Annotated in this window: 19 protein-coding genes; 13 read left to right on the forward strand and 6 right to left on the reverse strand. The window is 38.7% G+C overall.

What is annotated here, in order from left to right; all coding sequences use genetic code 11:
- Positions 1–28 precede the first annotated feature (28 nt).
- Positions 29–412, reverse strand: a complete 384-nt coding sequence (locus MMY79_RS05010; RefSeq protein ID WP_252612373.1) for a DUF3144 domain-containing protein — start codon at positions 410–412, stop codon at positions 29–31.
- 104 nt (positions 413–516) lie between these two features.
- Here MMY79_RS05010 and MMY79_RS05015 point away from each other — a divergent pair, with 104 nt between their 5' ends.
- Positions 517–1,149: a hypothetical protein gene (locus MMY79_RS05015; protein WP_107882845.1), complete on the forward strand. Its 633-nt coding sequence runs from the start codon at positions 517–519 to the stop codon at positions 1,147–1,149.
- A 35-nt stretch (positions 1,150–1,184) separates the two neighbouring features.
- On the opposite strand, the gene MMY79_RS05020 is transcribed toward MMY79_RS05015, so the two are convergent.
- Positions 1,185–2,648, reverse strand: a complete 1,464-nt coding sequence (locus MMY79_RS05020) for a CYTH and CHAD domain-containing protein (RefSeq protein WP_252612374.1) — start codon at positions 2,646–2,648, stop codon at positions 1,185–1,187.
- 165 nt (positions 2,649–2,813) lie between these two features.
- On the opposite strand from MMY79_RS05020, the gene MMY79_RS05025 reads away from it, so the two are divergent.
- From MMY79_RS05025 to rapA, 6 genes are all read left to right on the forward strand, one after another.
- Positions 2,814–3,197, forward strand: coding sequence for a DUF962 domain-containing protein (locus tag MMY79_RS05025; RefSeq protein ID WP_252612375.1), 384 nt, complete (start codon positions 2,814–2,816; stop codon positions 3,195–3,197).
- A gap of 116 nt (positions 3,198–3,313) precedes the next feature.
- Entirely contained in the window at positions 3,314–3,925 is a 612-nt protein-coding gene (gene thiE / locus MMY79_RS05030) for a thiamine phosphate synthase (protein ID WP_252612376.1), read from the forward strand.
- Positions 3,926–3,967: 42 nt separating this feature from the next.
- Entirely contained in the window at positions 3,968–5,266 is a 1,299-nt protein-coding gene (hemL, locus tag MMY79_RS05035; protein WP_252612377.1) for a glutamate-1-semialdehyde 2,1-aminomutase, read from the forward strand.
- A 62-nt stretch (positions 5,267–5,328) separates the two neighbouring features.
- Positions 5,329–6,033 (forward strand): acyl carrier protein, encoded by a 705-nt coding sequence (locus tag MMY79_RS05040; RefSeq protein ID WP_252612378.1) that lies wholly within the window; start codon positions 5,329–5,331, stop codon positions 6,031–6,033.
- 132 nt (positions 6,034–6,165) lie between these two features.
- Positions 6,166–6,804 carry an RluA family pseudouridine synthase gene (locus MMY79_RS05045; RefSeq protein ID WP_252612379.1) on the forward strand — a complete coding sequence of 213 codons (639 nt, stop codon included), beginning with the start codon at positions 6,166–6,168 and terminating at the stop codon, positions 6,802–6,804.
- 144 nt (positions 6,805–6,948) lie between these two features.
- On the forward strand, positions 6,949–9,786 hold the full coding sequence (gene rapA, locus MMY79_RS05050) for an RNA polymerase-associated protein RapA (RefSeq protein WP_252612380.1): 2,838 nt from the start codon (positions 6,949–6,951) through the stop codon (positions 9,784–9,786).
- Positions 9,787–9,843: 57 nt separating this feature from the next.
- Here rapA and MMY79_RS05055 read toward each other — a convergent pair whose 3' ends face one another.
- Positions 9,844–10,860, reverse strand: a complete 1,017-nt coding sequence (locus MMY79_RS05055; protein ID WP_252612381.1) for an AI-2E family transporter — start codon at positions 10,858–10,860, stop codon at positions 9,844–9,846.
- Positions 10,861–11,026: 166 nt separating this feature from the next.
- Complete coding sequence (gene fabR, locus MMY79_RS05060) at positions 11,027–11,722, reverse strand: HTH-type transcriptional repressor FabR (protein ID WP_013197133.1); 696 nt, start codon at positions 11,720–11,722, stop codon at positions 11,027–11,029.
- Between the two features lie 140 nt (positions 11,723–11,862).
- On the opposite strand from fabR, the gene MMY79_RS05065 reads away from it, so the two are divergent.
- Positions 11,863–12,930: a ferredoxin reductase gene (locus MMY79_RS05065; protein ID WP_252612382.1), complete on the forward strand. Its 1,068-nt coding sequence runs from the start codon at positions 11,863–11,865 to the stop codon at positions 12,928–12,930.
- 12 nt (positions 12,931–12,942) lie between these two features.
- Complete coding sequence (locus tag MMY79_RS05070; RefSeq protein ID WP_252612383.1) at positions 12,943–14,037, forward strand: acyl-CoA desaturase; 1,095 nt, start codon at positions 12,943–12,945, stop codon at positions 14,035–14,037.
- A gap of 36 nt (positions 14,038–14,073) precedes the next feature.
- On the opposite strand, the gene MMY79_RS05075 is transcribed toward MMY79_RS05070, so the two are convergent.
- On the reverse strand, positions 14,074–14,538 hold the full coding sequence (locus tag MMY79_RS05075; protein ID WP_013197135.1) for a hotdog fold domain-containing protein: 465 nt from the start codon (positions 14,536–14,538) through the stop codon (positions 14,074–14,076).
- A gap of 118 nt (positions 14,539–14,656) precedes the next feature.
- Here MMY79_RS05075 and MMY79_RS05080 point away from each other — a divergent pair, with 118 nt between their 5' ends.
- Positions 14,657–15,280 (forward strand): TetR/AcrR family transcriptional regulator, encoded by a 624-nt coding sequence (locus MMY79_RS05080; protein WP_252612384.1) that lies wholly within the window; start codon positions 14,657–14,659, stop codon positions 15,278–15,280.
- A gap of 60 nt (positions 15,281–15,340) precedes the next feature.
- On the opposite strand, the gene MMY79_RS05085 is transcribed toward MMY79_RS05080, so the two are convergent.
- On the reverse strand, positions 15,341–16,042 hold the full coding sequence (locus MMY79_RS05085; RefSeq protein ID WP_252612385.1) for an SIMPL domain-containing protein: 702 nt from the start codon (positions 16,040–16,042) through the stop codon (positions 15,341–15,343).
- 466 nt (positions 16,043–16,508) lie between these two features.
- Between MMY79_RS05085 and MMY79_RS05090 the strand changes: the two genes are divergently transcribed.
- The 3 genes from MMY79_RS05090 (at position 16,509) to MMY79_RS05100 (ending at position 21,138) form a co-directional block, all read left to right on the forward strand.
- Entirely contained in the window at positions 16,509–17,882 is a 1,374-nt protein-coding gene (locus MMY79_RS05090) for a diaminobutyrate--2-oxoglutarate transaminase (RefSeq protein WP_252612386.1), read from the forward strand.
- Positions 17,883–17,884: 2 nt separating this feature from the next.
- Positions 17,885–19,417: an aspartate aminotransferase family protein gene (locus MMY79_RS05095; RefSeq protein WP_252612387.1), complete on the forward strand. Its 1,533-nt coding sequence runs from the start codon at positions 17,885–17,887 to the stop codon at positions 19,415–19,417.
- Positions 19,418–19,707: 290 nt separating this feature from the next.
- On the forward strand, positions 19,708–21,138 hold the full coding sequence (locus MMY79_RS05100) for an aldehyde dehydrogenase family protein (protein WP_252612388.1): 1,431 nt from the start codon (positions 19,708–19,710) through the stop codon (positions 21,136–21,138).
- Positions 21,139–21,156 lie beyond the last annotated feature (18 nt).

Genomic DNA, 21,156 nt, shown 5'->3' on the forward strand with positions numbered 1-21,156 from the left:
GGCTTTTTATTTGTAAGTTTAAATTATCTTAATGATCATGTTTATGAGTGTGAAAATCTTCATTTTTACGGAAACGTAAATAATTTTCGAATTGTTCACAGTACTCATCAAAGTTATCTTCAAGCATCATTTGAAATTGTTGCACAAGATAAGACATGACTTGATCTTTAGCAGCGCGCATTTCATTGCCATCTTTAAAGTTATTTGCTGCTACCCATGTGTTAAAACGGGCGCTAGCAAACAACATTGCTGCGCTTACTTGACCACGCAGTTCGGCTGGATCTGGTTTTTCACCTTTTGGCGGGCGACAAAAATCATTGGCTTGTTTAATGAATTCATCCGCACGCTCAAAGAAAACCGCATTTAACGCTTCTTCTTCAGTAATATCTGTTGCATTAATCTTTTGAGACATGACTTATTCCCGCAAAAATAGAGCTGCTTATTATAGGCAAACCCTTGCGGAAACAAAACCTTTGACTTAGTCTGTAAATAGCCTAAGTAAAGGGGGAATCTAATATGCAAGATGCAATTGCTATTCAAAGTTTAAAAACAGATATTGCTTTATTACGCCAGCATGTTTTCCCACCTCAATATTTAGAGCATGTTGAAGGGTTGCCGATTTATTATGGCTTGCAAGAAGAAGTCGAAAATTATTATCACCAATGGCAAGGTCTAATTGAAAGGGCACAAGAGCTTTTTCAGCCATTTATGGAAGATGAATTACCAGATGCCATTCATTTGCCAAGTCATTTAAATTTACCGCTATTCTTTTTTCATGTAGACCGAATTCGGATTAATAAAACACGCGCAAAAGAATCTAAAACTTTTCGTGGTGTGGCAAGCTTAATTGAAAAATGCGGGCAGTTCGAAACTGATCAGATTTTTACGATGCAAGAATGGTTGCAGAGCGACGATACCGCGGCTTTAGTTGCTCACCGTGAGTTCATTGATTTACGGACTTATGTGTTTCAGCACGGGCAAAGTGAATATACCCGTTCACGGTTTTATACAAATGGTATTGTGTTAGGGGTTGAACCGCATTTTAAATTGGTCGATGCCCGTGATAAGCCAAGAAAGCAACGTAGTGATAGCTATAACGACCCGTTAGCAGATAATGGCGTGTGGAAAGTATTTGGTAAATACAGATAAAAAGTCGCTGCTTTTTTACAGCGACTATAGATCAATTACCAGAAAGTTTCAGTCTGACTAAAAGTCTGTAAAGCTTTTGCTGAGCGCTTTTGTAGGTGAGGTTGTTTGGCTTTTACCCAGCCTAATGCAAACCAGAAAGACGAGTCATTTTCGACAGCTTTATTGAAAATACCTTCTGCAATAAATAAGTCGTTATATTGACCTAAGGTATTTTGTACAGGTTGTAGCTGTTTTAAATATTGCTGTACTTTTTTGTCAGGATAAAGACTTGAAATAAACTCAACACAATAACGTAACTGCTTAGCTGTCTTTCGTATTTTGTGCTGTTCAGCAACTTCAAGCTCAGTGAAGTGTTCAGCATTGTTAATCAGTTTATGATGTAGCTTATCTAAACTCTTTTTAATATGTTTTTTTAACCCACCTGTTTTGTTCTTTGAATTTTCTTCTGAATACGCAAATGCTAATAAATCGAGTAATAGCTTAATCGTGTCCGCAGATGTAAAAATTGTTGAGAGTTCTTTTGAGGGCTGACCTGAAACGGGGAGTAAAAGCTCAGGTGAACCATGTTGTTGAATGATAGGTAATACCTCGGTCCGAATAGCATCTTCATCACGAGTGTCTCCAAGCTTACGGAAAAGCTCGGCAATTTGTTCTTCCCAAACAGGATTTAGCTCGCCTGACCAGCTAGAGAAATGTTTTAGTGCACTGCGTAAACGACGTAAACTTACACGTGCCTGATGAATATGCTCAGGTTCGGCAACGCTATCGGCAATTGCAGCCATATTTGGTAAGAACTGGCTTAAACAGTTTTCGATAATCTTTTTTAGAGCCTGTTCAGCAGTAATATCTTTATTTAATGTCAGAGTTTTGGCATGTACAGCGGGTGAGGCTGCTTGCCCCAATGCCAATAAATTACCACGCTCGGCTTTACTTCTTACATCAAGCCAAAGGGCATAACGATTAATCCATTGCTGTGCAAATTGAATAAGCGTTTTCACAGCCCCTTGCTTGAGTTCAAATTCGACTTCACAAATTACACTTTGTGCATCTGCTGTTTTTACAACGCCATCATCTAAGCAAACTTCAATAGCCGTATTATCTGCTTCAAATACATGATAGGTACGCTGTACGTCAGTCTCAAACTGCAAACTTAATTTTTCAGCGTGTGCTCCTAAAGCTGTATTAATTAAATCAGTTACGACTTTATTATCCTGATATAACTCAAGGTTTAAGTCAGGTTCTTGGTCACACGTACCTAAATGAATTTCTTCTTCAACACGGTGTAGGTGGCTTTGACCTGCAGCCTTAAAGGTTTGTACCCATTGGTCATCTTCTTTACGTAAACGTAAGGCCATACCATTTTTTGCGAGTAATCGATCGGGGGTATCGTAATACTTTGCTTGTAGGTGAATATTCTTTGCTTTATGCTTTTTTAAGTATTGCTGGACAGTTTTTTTCTTCGATTCAGGTAACTGAAACTTTAGTTCGACTTCGACCATAATATATCTCCCTGAATCAGGTATTTAAACTATCTTGAATAAGTATAATAGCTTAGTACTAAAAATAATGGTTTTGATAGAGAAAGTTACAATCAAACATATGACGCTAGGCTTTTATTTAGGTGTACAATCAGGTGACGTTTTGATCAAATAAAAATCAGGAAGATGATCGTGAATGCACCAGTAAACTTTAGCCATGAAGCTCAGCCAGAGTTTGAATTGCCGATTAAAAACTATCAGGAATTTTATCGTTTTTATTTAACTGAACACCGTAACATCATGAGCAGACGCTTACATGTAGTAGGTAGCAGTATTGGCATATACTTTTTTTCAAAAGCAATTCGTAAGAAACAAGCCAAATATGTGTTCTATGGTTTGGTAGCGGGTTACGCAAATGCTTGGGTTGGACATTTTGTGTTTGAAAAAAATAAGCCTGCCAGTTTTAAACAACCTTTCTATAGCTTTATTTCTGATTGGCGAATGCTATCTGATGTTGCACGTGGTCGTTTGAGTTTGACTGATCGCAAGCACGACAAAATACCGAGTTAATTTTTACTTTCTATTCTAAATATATCGATTGGTACTGCTAAGCCTATATCAATCGGTACTTATGATGTCCTATAAATCCGTTATACTAGCGAAGTTTTTTAAAGCGAGAGTAGAGTATGCGCGGTTTATATCTCATTACCAATGATGACCCAATCCAATTATTATTAGAAAAACTAGATGCCGCGCTCGCAACTCGTCAGGTCGCAATTTTACAATACCGCCGTAAGAAAGTAGATAAAGCCAACCAACCCGCAGAAGTCGAACAAATCAAACTATTGTGTGAAAAATACCAGGTTCCTTTTGTGATTAATGATGACCTAAAACTGGCCGCTCAGTTTGGATTAGGTGTGCATTTAGGGCAAAGTGACGGTGAAATTACCGATGCAAAATCGCAATTACCAGAAAATGTCATTATTGGTCGTACTTGTCTGAATTCTTTAGAGCTTGCACAAAAAGCAATTGCAGATGGCGCGACTTATATTGCATTTGGTGCAGTCTACGCGACCTCTACAAAACCTGAAGCAGGTAATGTGGGCATCGAAGTGATTAAGCAGGCAGCAGTTCAATATGATTTACCAATTTGCGCGATTGGTGGTTTAACGGTTGAAAACTCAAAACCTGTGATTGAGGCTGGGGCTGACCTCTGTGCAGTCATTAGTGATATATTAGGCCGATCAACTGCTGAAATTCCTGCCCGTGTACAGGCCTGGGCACAATTATTTTCTTAAGCTTTCAAAATTATTTTTTAGATATTTAAGACGAGCATTTCCATGAGTTTATCTCCAAAGCAAGAACAGTTATTTAAACAAGCCAGCAAACACATTCCAGGTGGTGTGAACTCTCCGGTACGTGCCTTTAATGGCGTTGGAGGAACACCTGTTTTCATCGAGAAAGCAAAAGGTGCTTATTTATGGGACGTAGATGGTAAGCGTTATGTTGACTATGTTGGTTCTTGGGGACCAATGATTTTGGGTCATGCTCATCCAGAAATTATTAAAGCAGTACAAACAGCCGCAGAAGATGGTTTAAGTTTTGGTGCACCAACCGTACACGAAACAACATTGGCAGATATTATTTGTGAAATCATGCCATCAATTGAATTGGTGCGTATGACTAACTCTGGTACAGAGGCGACCATGACGGCTATTCGTTTAGCGCGTGGTTACACTGGCCGTGACAAAATTGTGAAGTTTGAAGGTTGCTACCACGGTCACTCTGACTCACTTTTAGTAAAAGCAGGTTCAGGCTTACTTACTTTAGGTGAGGGTGAACCTACTTCAAAGGGTGTTCCTGTTGATTTTGCTAAACACACTTTAACGCTGCCTTACAATGATATTGCAGCATTAAAAGAATGTTTTGTTAAATTCGGTCATGAGATTGCGGGCGTTATTATTGAACCTGTTGCGGGTAACATGAATATGGTGAAACCAATCGACGGTTTCTTACAGGCCATTCGTGATGTGTGTGATGAATATAAATCTGTATTTATTATTGATGAAGTGATGACCGGTTTCCGTGTTGCTTTAGGCGGTGCTCAATCGGTTTATAACGTTAAGCCAGACTTAACGACTTTAGGTAAAATTATTGGTGCGGGCCTACCTGTTGGTGCATTTGGTGGTAAGCGTGAAATCATGGAATGTATCGCACCTTTAGGTGGTGTATACCAAGCAGGTACATTATCTGGAAACCCACTCGCTATGCGTGCGGGTATCGAGATGTTTAAACATTTACGTCAGCCAGACTTTTACAGCAATTTATCTGCTCAACTTGAAAAGTTACTTGCAGGCTTACAAGCCGTAGCTAATGAAGCAGGTATTCCATTTAAAACTCAGCAAGCTGGCGCAATGTTTGGTCTTTACTTTACCGATCAAGACGACATTACAAGCTTTGACTCAATGTTGGCGTGTGATATCGAAGCTTTCAAAAAGTTCTTCCATGGCATGTTAAAGCGTGGGGTAAACTTGGCACCTTCAGCATTTGAAGCAGGCTTTATTTCATCTGCTCACTCTGATGAAGATATTGAATATACGATTCAGGCTGCCAAAGAAACTTTCGCTGAAATGAAGTAAGCAAAAAAGCCCGTGTTAAACGGGCTTTTTAATTTCAGCTATTTTTATATTTGTAGAGAACAATGTTTTATCCTTTACCTCGGAAAATCCAATTAGCAGCAAATACTTCAAATTGGTCAATTGAGTCTACGCAAAGTATTTTGCTCATGGTTGGGCTAAATGAACTTGAAAATGCACAGGACTGGGCGCACCAGCCATTAGCCGATCATTTAGAATTACTAAGTAAAAGAGCACAGACACTCGAAATTCCAGTTATTTTTATTGATGCATCTCAGCTTCAACAAACCATGTTGCAGTTGGGGCAGCGACTGTCGTCAAATGCTAAAGCCCAAGTTGTGATGGCTGGTGATTTGTCACCTCTGTTTAAACAAGTCATGCAGCTTGTTTTATCTATTACCGATTATGTAGCTATTGTAAATGATGCGATCTTGGCGGCTAATCTAGAGCAGCACATTCAATGGGTTGAAAAGATCAGTTTTGACCATATAAAACATTTAAATACACAGACCTTAATGCGTCTATGGTCTTTAAGTGCACCGTCTGAATATATCTTGTCAGATAAAGGAATTTTATTGGCAATTGCTGAACAGGTGGGGCGACACCCCATGGAGATTCATCCTGAAATTGATTTACGAAACTACGGTCTAGATCAATCGGCCGTGAATTATCTGGTTGACCTGTGGCGTGCGAACGGTGCAAGTCTAAGTGCTGAAGAGCTAATGCAAACACCGACATTGCAGCATATTATGCAGTTATTGAAGCATTGACTAACTATAGACCTAAAGTGATCCATAATATTTGCAAATTATGGTGTTAATTTACCCGAACGGCATTGTAATTCGGACGTAAGCTTTTTATTATTGCCCGCTTGTTTTTCATCTTACCTTGGGAATACAACCTTGAGTGATTTTCTAAGTGAACATCTGATCTATCGTGATGATGATTTTATGGTGATTCATAAACCTTCGGACATCTTGAGTGTTCCTGGTAAGGGTGATTTACATGATAGCGTTTTGACAAGGTTGGTTGCGATTGAACCTAAAACTTTGCTCATTCATCGTCTAGATCGAGACACTTCAGGTATTTTGGTATTTGGTTTATCTAAGCGTGGTCAAAGTACGATTGCGCGTCAATTTCAAGATCGTCAGACTTCAAAAATATATGAAGCACTTGTCGCAGGTCATCTAGAGGGTGAGGGGACTGTAGATATTCCTGTTATCTATGATCCAAGCCGACCACCTTTACATATTGTCGACGCTTCTCACAACAAACCTGCTTTAACACATTGGCAGGCAATAGAACATTTTCAGATTCAGGGGCAACCTGTAACTCGTGTGAAATTAACACCAATTACGGGCCGATCCCATCAACTCCGTGTACACATGCAATATCTTGGGCATCCAATTGTAGGTGACACGCTGTATGCAACACCGGAGCAGCAACTTGTTCCGCGTTTGTGTTTGCATGCCAAACAGTTAAGTTTTAATCATCCTGTAACAGCAGAAATATTAACTTTTGACTGTCCTGTACCGTTTTAATGTAAAAATTTTAATGCGTGATTTTTTGTAGCAAAGTCATTTAATTGGTTTTTGCTTCAAAATTTTGCTTTAAAGACTACATAAAAAGATGCAAAAATAAGCTAATTTGCATCGTACAATATGTAGTGCGAACTTGAGAGAAAGGTGGAAAAATTGCAGCAGTATGCTATTGGTCAACGTTGGCTATCAGACACAGAAACTGAACTCGGTTTAGGTGTGCTTATTGATGTAGATGAAAGATCTGTCAGCATTTTATTCCCCAAAAGTGATGAGACACGTGTGTATGCACGTAACAATGCTCCACTATCTCGTATCATCTTTAACACAAATGATGAAGTTCAAGATCAGGAAGGCAAGAAGTGGATTGTTGAGTCTGTTGAAGACCGACATGGTGTTTTACGTTACAACGTTGTTCGTACCTTAGAAAATGGCGAACAAGATCGTAAAGCGCTGAATGAAACACGTATCGGTGCGCAAATTCAGTTATCGAAGCCTTTAGATCGTTTGCTTGCAAGTCAGGTTGACTATAAAGAGTGGTATGACCTGCGTATTGAAGCGATGCTTATGCAAGCACAAATGCAGAATAGCCCTCTACGTGGTATGGTTGGGGCGCGCGTTGGTCTGATCCCTCATCAGCTTTATATCGCACATGAAGTTGGTAAACGTTTTGCACCTCGTGTTTTACTTGCCGATGAAGTGGGCTTGGGTAAAACAATTGAAGCTGGCTTAATTATCCACCAACAGCTTAAAACCGGTCGCTCAGAACGAATTCTTATTTTAGTCCCTGATTCTCTACAGTATCAGTGGATGATTGAAATGCGCCGTCGTTTTAACTTGCAATTCTCTCTGTTTGATTTAACACGTACCGCATCTATTAAAGAACATGATCCAGAACTTAACCCGTTCTTGACTGAGCAATGCATTATTGCCAGCGTTGACTTAATGGTTGACCATGATGATTTGCGTGAGCAAGCAATAGAAGCTGGCTTCGATTTGCTCGTGGTCGATGAAGCACATCATTTGATGTGGAGCGAAGAGGAAGGCGGGAATGATCGCTACGATTTAATTGAAGAGCTCGCTGAAAATACGGCTGGGGTGTTATTGCTTACCGCAACACCTGAGCAATTAGGTGTCGAAAGTCATTTCGCACGTTTACGTTTACTTGATCCGCAGCGTTTTAGCAGTTTAGAGCGCTTCTTAGATGAAGAAACTCAGTACCAGCAGACTGCAAAAATTGCTGAAGTACTCATGTCTGATCAGCCTTTAGCTCCTGAGCATTTATCTGCTTTAGAGGGTTTGTTGGGGCATAGTATTGAAGACCAGCCTGATCAACGTTTTAGAGCAATTCACGAATTATTAGATCGTCACGGTACAGGTCGTATTTTATTCCGTAATACGCGTGAAGCAATTCAAGGCTTCCCAGGGCGTGATTGTCAGCCAGCACCATTACCAGCACCAGAAGATTGGTCAAAAGATGGAAAATTGCGTGAGCAGATGTGGCCAGAAGAAGCACAACTTGATGGTTCATGGATGCAAAATGACCCACGTGTGCTATGGGTAATGGAAGTTCTACGCAAAGATCTTAAGCATAAAAAAGTGCTTTTAATTGCGCGTAGTGGACCAGTTGTTGAAGCTTTAGAAAATGTATTGCGTTTGCATGCAGGCATTCGTACTGCGATGTTCCATGAAGGTATGAGCTTACTTGAACGTGACCAAGCGGCTGCCTATTTTGCTGAAGAAAGCTACGGTGCACAGATTCTCCTGTGTTCAGAAATTGGTTCTGAAGGCCGTAATTTCCAATTTGCCAGTGATCTAATTTTATTTGATCTACCAGCTAACCCAGATGTTTTAGAACAACGTATCGGACGTCTAGACCGTATTGGTCAAGAAAATCGTATTCAGATTCATGTGCCATATCTTGTTGGAACCGCTCAAGAGCGTATGTTCCGTTGGTACAATGAAGCACTTAATATTTTCAGCAATATTTCGCCAACAGCACAAACGCTGCAAGAGAACTTTATTGTTGAATTAAAAGACTGTTTACTTGCAGACCAAGGTCAAACATTTGAAGATTTGCTTGAAGAAGTGAATGTTCAACGTCAAGCTTTAGAAGCTGAACTTCAAGCAGGCCGAGATCGTTTACTTGAATATAACTCATGTCGTCCTATCGTGGCGCAAGAGATTGTTCAGGCACTTGAAGATTATGATGACAATACAACGCTACCAATGTTTGTGAAGCGTTTCATGTCATCAACCAATATCGACTTTGATGAGCAAAGTAACGGTACTGTAATTATTCGTCCAACTGACCAAATGCAAGTGCAAGGTTTGGCGCTAGACGAAGAAGGCATGACAGCAACTTTCTATCGTGATCAGGCTCAGCTTCGTGAAGATGCTCAATATTTAACTTTAGAGCATCCATTCATTGAAAGTGTAATGGAAATGATCCGTACGCAATCATTTGGTAGTACTAATGTTGCTGTACTCAAATCTAATGCATTAAAGCAGGGTTCAGTATTAATTGAAGTGTGGTTTAAAGTCGATGTCGTTGCGCCTAAGGCGTTGAACTTACCATCGAGCTTGCCTAAGCAGTTAATTCGTGTGCTATTAAGCGAAACTGGTCAAGATTTGTCTGAAAAAATTGATCCAGCAATTTTGAAACCATATTTACATCACTTAGATGGTAATAGCTGTCGTCAGGTGGTTAAAGCTCGCCGTGATATCATTGAGGAACGTTATAAACAAGCGTTGGATATTGCAAAAGTTGATTTGCCACAGCTTCAGCAGCAAGCGAAAGAGCATTATGGCAATAAATGGCAATATGAAATTGACCGTTTAACTTATCTAAAACAGTTCAACCCAAGTATTCGTCAAGATGAAATTGAGCGTTTACAAAAGCTGCAAAAAGAAGGCTTGAGCTTGCTTGATGGTTTAACTGTTACACCAGAAGCAATTCAAGTATTAGTTGTGGTTAAGCCATAATTAACTCAAACTAAAAAAAGCGCCTAGAGGGCGCTTTTTTTATACATCGATTTTGAGTTAGATGAGACCCGCATCTTTTAATTCTAATTTTAAATATGCGTAGAAAATTGGAGCTGCGATTAAACCGCCTAATCCAAAAATTGACTCAAATACCAGCATTGCTAATAAAATCTCCCATGCATTTGCATTGATTTTATGCCCAATAATTTTAGCATTAATAAAATATTCAAGTTTATGAACCAGAACGAGATAAAGTAATGCTGCACCTGCGAGTCCGAGTGAAACAGTAAGCGCGGCAATGAACGTTAATGTATTTGAAATCAGATTACCTAAAATTGGAATCAGTCCAAACATGAAGGTCAAAATAGTAAGAGTTTTGGCAAAAGGAAGGTGGACTCCCCAAAGCGGTAATAAAACAAATGCAAATAAAATAAAGAGCAGCGTATTAATTGCTGAAATTTTTATCTGTGCAAAAACAACATTTTTAAATGAAATTGATAGTTTTTGAATACGTTGGATTAAAAGAGATTTAAAAACAGGTTGGGGAGTACGGCGGTGAAAACCATGTATAGCGACCAAAATACCGATAATGAGGCCCATAACCATCGTCACGAAGTTATGCAAAATATCGGAACTGGTATTTTTTAATATGGTCACGTTATCTTTCATAAACGCGAAAATTTCATCTTTTAATTCTGTCACGCTATCGGGAATATAACCCGGAAGATATTTGCTAATTTCAGCTTGTAAATGCAGCAGGGTTTGATCAACTTTGCTGTTGATGTTGTGGATGCCTACACCTTTTAAATCATGAACGACAAAGCTAATTAAACTTGTAATGAAAAAACCAATAAGTGAAATAGTAATAATACTTAATAAAATACTAATAAAAATGCGGGCTCTTTGACCATCAATATAACGTTCTACAACCGAGCTTAAGCTAATAATAATTTCATAAATCAGAAAGCCTGCAAAAAAACTTGCTAATAGATGTAATGGGATAACCGAAAGCAAAAAGATGCCCATAAGAATGTAGCTTGCAATCAGACTTTGACGATTATTCAAATTTTGCATGTTGATCCCTGAGATCGTTGGGAATATAGAAGAAAGAGCAAATGGAATAATTATTTATACTCTCGCAAGCTATTCGCTTCAATCGGTGAATTATATTTTTATTGGAAAATAGAGGAGTTAGATGTAAAAATGGCCTGTTTATTAACAAGCCATTCATTAGATAATTTTAACGAATTTCTGCTTCATCCAAATGCCGAGCACCTTCTAAAATCATTCGAATCATAATCATCGTTTGCTCAGCAACTTCCGCACGTTGATGTATTGGAAGATCAATCACTTTGGCACCCATGTGAAACACAAGTTGCGTAATTGCTTTTGCAACAAGTTCAGGGTGATATAAGTGGTTATTATTTAAGTGCTCTAGACGAATTAAATCTTCTTGTAGTTCTTGCTGGAAGAAGTTTAATTGACGATCAACCGCTGCTTTATAAGAAGTAGAACCTGTAAAACCTTCGCGTAGTAATAAGCTTAAATTACCTTCATCGGCATCGAGCTGTTGAAGAAAAATATCGACAGAACTGCGAATAATACTTTCTTGTAAGGAAGCACGTAGGCGAGCCTGCCGTATAATTTTACGTAAGACGATACCTGCACGGTCAATTAAAGAAATTGCTAATTCATCAATATCTTTAAAGTGTCGATAGAAACTATTTGGCGCAATGCCAGCTTCTCGTGCTACTTCACGTAAACTTAATGAAGCAATACTTTTTTGTGGGCCAATCAGATTTAGAGCAGCCTGAAAAAGTTCTTCTTTAGTAATTGTCGCTTTTCTTCCCACAGAACGCGTAGCTGTTTTAATTTCAATGACATCTTGTTGTTGAGGTGTGTCATTCAGGTTCTGAGAAAGTGAAGATTGGGTCATGCTGTTCAATATATTTGTAAACTCTCAGGATTATAGCCTTAGAAGCTGAACTTGTGAAATTGTAATTAAAAGTACGGGTGTATATACAAATATATATACATGTGTATAATAATTAAAAAAGAGCGACAGAGCCTCCAGCTATGCAAGCAATCGAAAAGAGAAATTCTCTATTCAATTCATTGACACAAGCCATCTTTGATAAAGAAATGGCTAACTTCTGGCTACAAAAAGTTAATCCTTTATGGTCTGTAAAACATGGGCTTGTTCAAATTGTAAAAAAAGAATTTGTCGCTCATGACATGGTAAGTCTTACACTAAAATGCAACCGTTTAGTGAAAGCAGGTGTTGCTGGTCAGCATCATCCAGTCATTGTTGAAATTGCTGGTCGTCGTTATGAACGTACTTATAGCTTGACGCAAATTGACGAACAACATTTACGTTTAACGATTAAAAAAGTAGCCGATGGTATTGTCAGTAACTGGTTTATGACTGAAAGCCAAATTGGCGATGTTTTTGAGCTAGGTCAGCCTTATGGCGACATGCAACAAAATATCAAAACACCAAAATTAATTATGCTGGCTGCGGGTAGTGGTATTACCCCAATGTTGAGCTTAATCACTGCAATTAAACAAAGCCAGCAGTTAGATAAAGTTCAAGTGCAGCTTTTATATTGGGTAAAGCAACGCTCAGATGCAGCTTTTGTTGAATACTTTGAAAAAGTTGCAGAGCAATTCCCAAATTTTAGTTATCAGGTTTTCTATACACAAGAAACACCAAATGATGAACGTTTAAATGCAGAGCATTTAGCATTAGTAGACGATTTGGAAAATAGCACTATATATGCATGTGGACCTTCTGGTTTCGTTTCAACAGTGGAACAGCTTTTTGAAAAAGCACCGACTGTATTAACAGAAGCTTTTAGCTTAACGCGTGATAGTACGGCTGAAGTTGGTTATGTAAATGTCACATTAACCCAGTCTAATAAGGTTATTGCAATTCCAAAAGGCGAATCAATTTTGGTGAGTCTGGAACATGAAGGCCTTAAGCCAACACATGGCTGCCGTATGGGAATTTGTAATAAGTGCGTTTGTAGTAAAGCTCAAGGTTCTACACGTAACTTACTCAACGGTAGTGAAAATACCGAACCAAGCCAATTACTCAAAATTTGTGTGAACTCAGCACAATCTGATCTAGTTATTGATCTTTAAGAGAGAACTTTTATGAATATGCCAGTGAAAGTCGAATATTTTAAAAATCCTAAAAATCGAGATTTGACTCCAGCAGAACTTGACGCATTTGCAAAAGAACTCGATCAGATCAAACAAGAAGTATTGGATGATTTGGGTGAGAAAGATGCTAAATATATCCGCCGTGTCTATGCAGCAGTTCGCTATAGTAGTTTTTTAGGCCGAGCATGTTTGTTTGCAGGTTGGTTCCCACCAGCATGGATTTTAGGAACAGGTCTATTAGGCTTTTCTAAAATTATGGAAAACATGGAACTGGGTCATAACGTGATGCATGGCCAATACGACTGGATGAACGATCCTAAATTTAATGGTCAAACTTACGAATGGGACACTGTTGGTACTTCTGATAACTGGCGTCAAACTCATAACTATAAACATCACACCTATACCAACATTAAAGGTATCGATGATGACATTGGTTATGGTTTACTTCGCTTATTCCCAGAGCAACGTTGGAAGCCTGGTTTCTTGTTTCAACCGGTTTATAGCATTCCATTTTGCTTATTGTTCCAATGGGGTGTAGCCATTCAGAACCTTGAAATTGGTCGCGTTCTTTATAAACGTAAGAGCATGGCAAAATTCGTGGAAGAGTTAAAACCAGTGAATAAAAAGATTGGTACCCAGCTTTTCAAAGATTACGTTTTTTTCCCATTAATTGCAGGGCCAGCAGCATTACCTGTATTTACTGGAAATCTAGTTGCAAATGGTCTTCGTAATATCTGGACGTTTACGATTATTTTCTGTGGTCACTTTACTAAAGATGCAGAAGTATTTCCAAAGTCTGTTTTACAGGATGAAAGCCGTGGTCACTGGTATATGCGCCAGATTCGTGGTTCTTCAAACTTAAAAGGTTCAGAAGCATTACATATTTTGAGCGGACATTTGAGCCATCAGATTGAGCATCATTTATATCCTGATGTTCCGGCGCGCCGTTATCGCCAAATGGCTCCAAAAGTTGAAGCTGTATGTAAAAAATATGGCCTGAACTATAACAACGCAAGTTTGACTAAACAGTTTGGTCAGGTTGTAGGTCGTATTTTGAAATATGCTTTACCATTTAAAAAATAAACAAAAAAAGCCCTGATCAGTTCAGGGCTTTTTTTATTACTTCTTTTTAGAAATCCACATGGTAATCGTAGCTTGGAAGACTTTCTCTTTTTGAGAGTCATAGACTTCTACATTCACTAAGTATTCGCCAGCTTTATCCCAGTCATAATTTTTCTCTACAGGCGTTGCAACTGCAATTAAGTCTGTTTCTGCCTTTTTTAAATATTCGACAGTCATACCTTTGGGAATCCAGCGATGAGTAGAAGGTACAGTGACTTCGGTCATTGTGCCACCTGCAAGCTCGGCCATATTACACATTGCAATCGCATGAACTGTTCCAATGTGATTGAGAACAGAACGTTTTTTCTTAATGGCTATTTCACAATAATTAGGTTTTAACTCAATAAATAGCGGTGAAATACTGCCGAAATACGGTGCTTTTAAACATAGCATGCGTGAGAAAGTCCATTTTCCTTTCGGAAAAGTAGACACTTTGTTCCAAAGTTCTAAAGTGGTTGCCATGATTTAAAGCTCCATATTGATAAAAACAGAATTATATTCTTTAACAGAATATAATTCTGTTTACAAAAGTGAGTCAAGTCATTCAGAATATCTCCGATAACTGGTTAGGGAATAAACAATGCAATCTGCACAAGAGTTATTAGAGCGGTTATATCCCGGTAGAAGGGCTGCTTTAAAAAGACAAATTTTATTAGATGCCCTGTCTTGTTTTTTAGAAAATGGAATTGAAACCACAAGCATTGAAATGATTCGTTCGAAATCTGACAGCAGTGTAGGGGCTATTTATCACCACTTTAAAAATAAAGAAGGGATTGTTGCGACTTTATTTTTTGCAGCTTTAGATGACCAAGCGGCATTAAGAGATGACTACTTGGAGGGTACAAAATCCCTTCAAGAAGTGCTATATGCTTTTATTCATAGTTATATTGATTGGGTAAGTGAGCAGACTGAGTTTGCTAAATTTCTAATATCTGCTCGTTTTAGTGTGATGCAGGGTGAAGACCAACAACGTCTTGTTCAGAAAAATAAATTAAGAAATCAAAAGATCTTTAGTGAAATTTCACATTATGCTGAGGCTGAGTTTTTAAAATCTATTCCTCATGAACTATTACTTTCATTAGTCATTGGGTCTACAGAGAACTATTGCCGTGCATGGTTATCACAACGTGTGCCCTCAAATCCTAAAATTTATAAAGATATTTTGGCGAAAGCTGCTTGGGATTCTCTGCAAAATTTGAGTTAAATATTTTGGTTTATACATAAAAAAGCCACATATTTCATGCGGCTTTTTTAGAGAAAGAAATTATTTAAATTGGATTGAACCGTTTGCATTCACAGTAATTTTAGACTCACCAGCTGCCATGTCTTGAGCTGGAGCCGCTTCAGCAGCAGCGAACTTAGCCATGCTGGCTCGCATGACAGGCTGTGGGAAATAGTTGTTAGTATTTAAGTTTAAGTTAACGAGCGTGTATTGGCTTTTATTCCACGCTTGAGTCAACATTTGAGCACGTTGTTGAAAGTTTTTAGACGCTTCGACCATCAAATCATTTTCAACTTTTTTACGTTGCTCATCTGAAACCGTAAAATTAATGGATTGAGTTTGGAAGCTTTGTTGCAATTCATTGACTAACTGGCTCGCTGCTTTAAAGTCTTTACTTTCAAGACGAATTTCAGCGCGGCCACGCCATTCTTTTAGCTTATTACTGTCGTTATCGTAAATTGGGTAAGTGCTTTGAGCACCAGTTTCCACTTTTACTTGTGGGTATTTACGAGAAACGGCAAGTGCCTGATTCATCAATTGATTAATCTGATTTGAAAGTTCGGCTGGTTGCTTGTTACTTTTTTCAATATATAAAGTTGCATGCATTTCATCATTAGAAACTTGACGAGAAGCTTCAGCTTGTACATTCACAATATTATAGTTCAAAGCATTATCATCCTGAGCAAAAACTAAAGGGCTAAGGAGAGAACCTAAAAGAAGGGTTGAAACAGCTAAAGTACGCATAATTTTTTCCTTTAAAAATTAATATAAATTTAATTTTTTTCATTAAGAAATGTTAAACATAACTTATGCATAACTTTTGCAGATTTTGTGGCGTATTTGTAATATTTAGATCAGTTTTTTTAAATTTCGGTAAATTTAAATTCTTTTAAAAATAAATACTTAAAATTAAAGTGTGTCAATGTAACTTAAAAAATAAAAGTAATATAAAAAAAGAATATTTTCTTTAGGTTGTCACATAGTATGATGATAATTCATCTTAACTATTGGGATGATACTTTTTTTCAATAAGATTAGATGAGTAAAGTACATAAAAGACGTTTTTTTTCTTGTAAAATTAGGTATCATCGCGCTCCTAGTTACAAGATATAAAATAAGTGTCTTTACTAGTTCTATAAAGCACCGAGTCAAAGGACCAAAAGTCACCAGACTTATTTCTTTCTACCCCTATCAGAGATGGTAATCCGATATGAGCGTTACTTCCGTTAACCCTGCCACTAATGCTACTAATGAATATTATTTGACTCGCCAAAGTCAAATGGAATCAAATGTTCGTAGCTATCCACGTAAATTACCGTTAGCGATAGCGAAAGCACAAGGGTGCTGGGTTACTGATGTTGAAGGTACAGAGTACCTTGATTGTTTAGCTGGGGCAGGTACATTGGCTTTAGGTCATAATCATCCTGCGGTGATTCAAAGTATTCAAGATACATTGGCAAGTGGTTTGCCATTGCATACTTTAGACTTAACCACACCTTTAAAAGATGCATTCACTGAAGCATTGTTAGCATATTTACCTGGTGGTAAAGAAGAATATTGCTTACAGTTCTGTGGTCCTGCTGGTGCAGACGCAACTGAAGCAGCAATTAAACTTGCTAAGACTTACACTGGCCGTAGTTCAGTGATCAGTTTCTCTGGCGGTTATCATGGTATGACCCATGGTGCACTTGCTATGACTGGTAACTTAAGTGCAAAAAATGCAGTTAACGGTTTAATGCCAGGCGTACAATTCATGCCATATCCGCATGAATACCGCTGCCCACTTGGTTTAGGTGGTGAAGCTGGTGTTGACGCTTTAACTTACTTCTTTGAAAACTTTATCGAAGATGTTGAAAGCGGTGTAACAAAACCGGCTGCTGTTATTCTTGAAGCGATTCAAGGTGAAGGTGGCGTAGTTACAGCTCCAGTAAAATGGTTGCAAAAAATCCGTGAAGTGACTGAAAAGCACAACATCGTTTTAATTTTAGACGAAGTTCAAGCTGGCTTTGCACGTTCAGGCAAAATGTTTGCATTTGAACATGCAGGTATTGAACCTGATGTTGTTGTAATGTCTAAAGCAGTAGGTGGTGGTTTACCACTTGCAGTATTAGGTATTAAACGTAAATTTGATGCTTGGCAACCTGCTGGTCACACCGGTACTTTCCGTGGTAACCAACTTGCTATGGGTACAGGCCTTGTCGTATTAAAAACGATTACTGAACAAAATCTTGCTCAAAATGCGCAAGAACGTGGTGATTATCTACAAGCTGAATTTAAAAAATTAGCTCAAGAATTCCCATGTATCGGTAACGTACGTGGTCGCGGTTTAATGATCGGTGTTGAGATTGTTGACGAGCGTAAACAAGCTGACCGTATCGGTTCACTTCCTGCAGACTCTCAATTAGCTGCTGCAATTCAAACTGCTTGCTTCAACAATAAATTATTGCTTGAAAAAGGTGGTCGTAACGGCACTGTAATTCGTTTACTTTGTCCGCTTATTATTACTCAAGAAGAGTGTGTTGACGTAGTTGCTCGCTTTAAGAAAGCAATTGCAGAAGCATTGGTTGCAGTACGAGGCGCATAAGTATGGTGGATTTTGCAGAACATCGTAAAGCGTTACTCTGCAATGATGCACAATCCATTGCTGACTATGAGTCAGCAATGGGCGAAGCGGTAAAAGCCGTTTCAGCATGGTTGCAAAATGAAAAGATGTACACAGGCGGTAGCATTAAAGAATTGCGTTCAGCAATTTCTTTCCAACCTTCAAAAGAAGGTATGGGTGTACAAGAATCACTTCAACGTATGATTGAGCTTTTCTTAAATAAAAGCTTAAAAGTACATCATCCACATTCATTAGCACATTTACACTGCCCAACCATGGTGATGAGCCAGATTGCGGAAGTGTTAATCAATGCAACTAACCAGTCTATGGACTCATGGGATCAAAGCCCAGCCGGTTCATTAATGGAAGTTCAGCTCATTGATTGGTTGCGTCAAAAAGTTGGTTATGGTTCTGGTCAGGCAGGTGTTTTCACTTCTGGCGGTACTCAATCTAACTTAATGGGTGTGTTACTTGCTCGTGACTGGTGTATCTCGAAAAACTGGAAAGACGAAAACGGTAATCCGTGGTCTGTACAGCGTGATGGTATTCCAGCTGAAGCAATGAAAAACGTCAAAGTTATTTGTTCTGAAAATGCGCATTTCTCTGTGCAAAAGAACATGGCAATGATGGGCATGGGCTTCCAGTCAGTTGTGACTGTTCCTGTGAATGAAAATGCACAAATGGATGTAGATGCTCTCGAAAAAACGATGGCGCATTTGCAATCAGAAGGCAAAGTAGTTGCTTGTGTCGTTGCGACAGCAGGTACAACTGATGCTGGTGCAATTGATCCATTGAAGAAAATTCGTGAAATCACAACGAAATATGGTTCATGGATGCATATCGATGCGGCATGGGGCGGTGCATTAATTCTGTCAAATGACTATCGTGCAATGCTTGATGGTATTGAATTGTCAGATTCAATTACACTCGATTTCCATAAGCATTACTTCCAAAGCATTAGTTGTGGCGCGTTCTTGTTGAAAGATGAGGCGAACTACCGTTTCATGCACTACGAAGCTGAATACTTGAACTCTGCTTATGACGAAGAACATGGTGTACCAAACCTTGTTTCTAAATCATTACAAACGACTCGTCGTTTTGATGCATTGAAATTGTGGATGACAATTGAATCGCTTGGTGAAGACCTTTACGGTTCAATGATTGACCATGGTGTAAAACTTACTCGTGAAGTTGCAGATTACATCAAGGCAACTGACGGTCTAGAGCTTTTAGTTGAACCACAATTTGCTTCAGTATTGTTCCGTGTTGTTCCACAAGGTTATCCAGTTGAGTTAATCGACAGCTTAAACCAAAACGTAGCAGATGAATTGTTTGCACGTGGTGAAGCAAATATCGGTGTAACGAAAGTAGGTGATGTGCAGTCTTTGAAAATGACAACATTAAGCCCTGTAGTAACCTTTGAAAATGTCAAAAACCTTTTAGCTCAAGTGCTAGCTGAAGCTGACCGCATTAAAGATGCGATTGCTTCTGGTAATTATGTACCAGCAATTGACTAATTGAATTGATATTAAAAAAGCCTGGTTCATTACCAGGCTTTTTTATTGCATATGAATTTTTATTAAAATGTGTATTTGAAAAAGATTATATGCACAAATCATGCATATTTTTTTAAAAGAAAAATAATTATGCATGATGTCTAGCAAGCAAATTTCATATTGTATTAGTAGATTCTCAATATTTTAGCTTATTGATGTCATCAATATTTGAAAACAGTGTTCAGCTTATTATCTCTGATTGAATTAATAAGAAATGGCATTGTAATTACAATTAAGACAAGGAAGAAGAAATGCAACAAGTTAATGTACTTAATGAATTTAAACTGATTATTAACGGTCAATCTTGTTCAGGTGAACAGGGTGAACTGGAAATTATTAACCCTGCTACAGGTTTAACAGCTGCACGCTGTGCAAAAGCATCGGTTGAACAGGTGAATCAAGCCGTGAGTGCAGCTAAGCAAGCATCTAAAGCTTGGCAACAAGTTTCACATGATGAACGCAAATCGATTTTAAACAAAATTGCGGATGGTATTGAAAAGCACGCTGAAATGCTTGCAGAGTTAGTTGTGCTTGAGCAAGGTAAACCACTTACACTTGCTCAAATGGAAGTGCAGGGTGCAATTGGTTGGACTCGCTATGCTGCTGCTATGGATTTACCTGTTGAGGTGATTGAAGACAGCGAAACCAAGCGTATTGAGCGTCATCGTCAGCCATTGGGTGTTGTAGCTTCAATCACTCCTTGGAACTGGCCACTCATGATTGCGGTCTGGCATATCATGCCTGCTTTACGTGCGGGTAACGTTGTCATTAGCAAACCTTCTGAATACACACCACTATCGACTTTGCGTTTATGTGAAATTATTCAGCAAGAAGTACCAGCGGGTGTGATTTCAATAGTGGTTGGTGCTGGTGAGATTGGTGAAGCATTATCTTCACACCCTGATGTGCAAAAAGTCGTATTTACAGGATCAACTCGAACAGGTCAGCACATTATGGCTGGTGCAGCTCAACAGTTAAAACATTTAACTTTAGAGCTTGGTGGTAATGACGCTGGCATTGTATTACCAGATGCAAATATCGATGAAATTGCTGCTAAGATTTTTAACATGGCTTTCTTGAATGCGGGGCAAACATGTGCTGCGTTAAAACGTTTATATGTGCATGAAAACCAATATGAAGCTTTATCGCAAAAGTTAGCTGACATTGCCAATGCTCAAGTTGTGGGCGGGGGAATGGAGTCTTCTACAACGTTTGGTCCAGTACAAAACCAAATGCAATATAATAAGGTGAAAGCTCTTATTGCTGAAGCCATAGAGCAGGGTGCAAAAGCACTTTCAGGACAACAACAGCTACCAGAGCAAGGTTATTTTATTGCACCAACCATTTTGACTGAAGTTTCTGATACGTGTCGTGTGGTACAAGAAGAACAGTTTGGCCCGGTATTACCTGTCTTAAAATATACAGATATTAACGATGCAATTGCTCGTGCAAACGACAGTGAATTTGGTTTAGGTGGTTCAATTTGGTCTTCTGACATTCAAGCTGCTCAAACTTATGCGACTCAGCTTCAATGCGGGACTGTTTGGATCAATACACATGCAGAAGTACTGCCTCATGCGCCTTTTGGTGGTTGGAAAATGTCAGGCTTAGGTACTGAGTTCGGTTTAGAAGGTTTGCTTGAAAATACGATTGGGCAAACAGTTCATATCAGTAAAGTCTAAATATTAATTTTAAGGCGG

Source organism: Acinetobacter sp. XS-4 (assembly GCF_023920705.1).
GTDB lineage: Bacteria > Pseudomonadota > Gammaproteobacteria > Pseudomonadales > Moraxellaceae > Acinetobacter.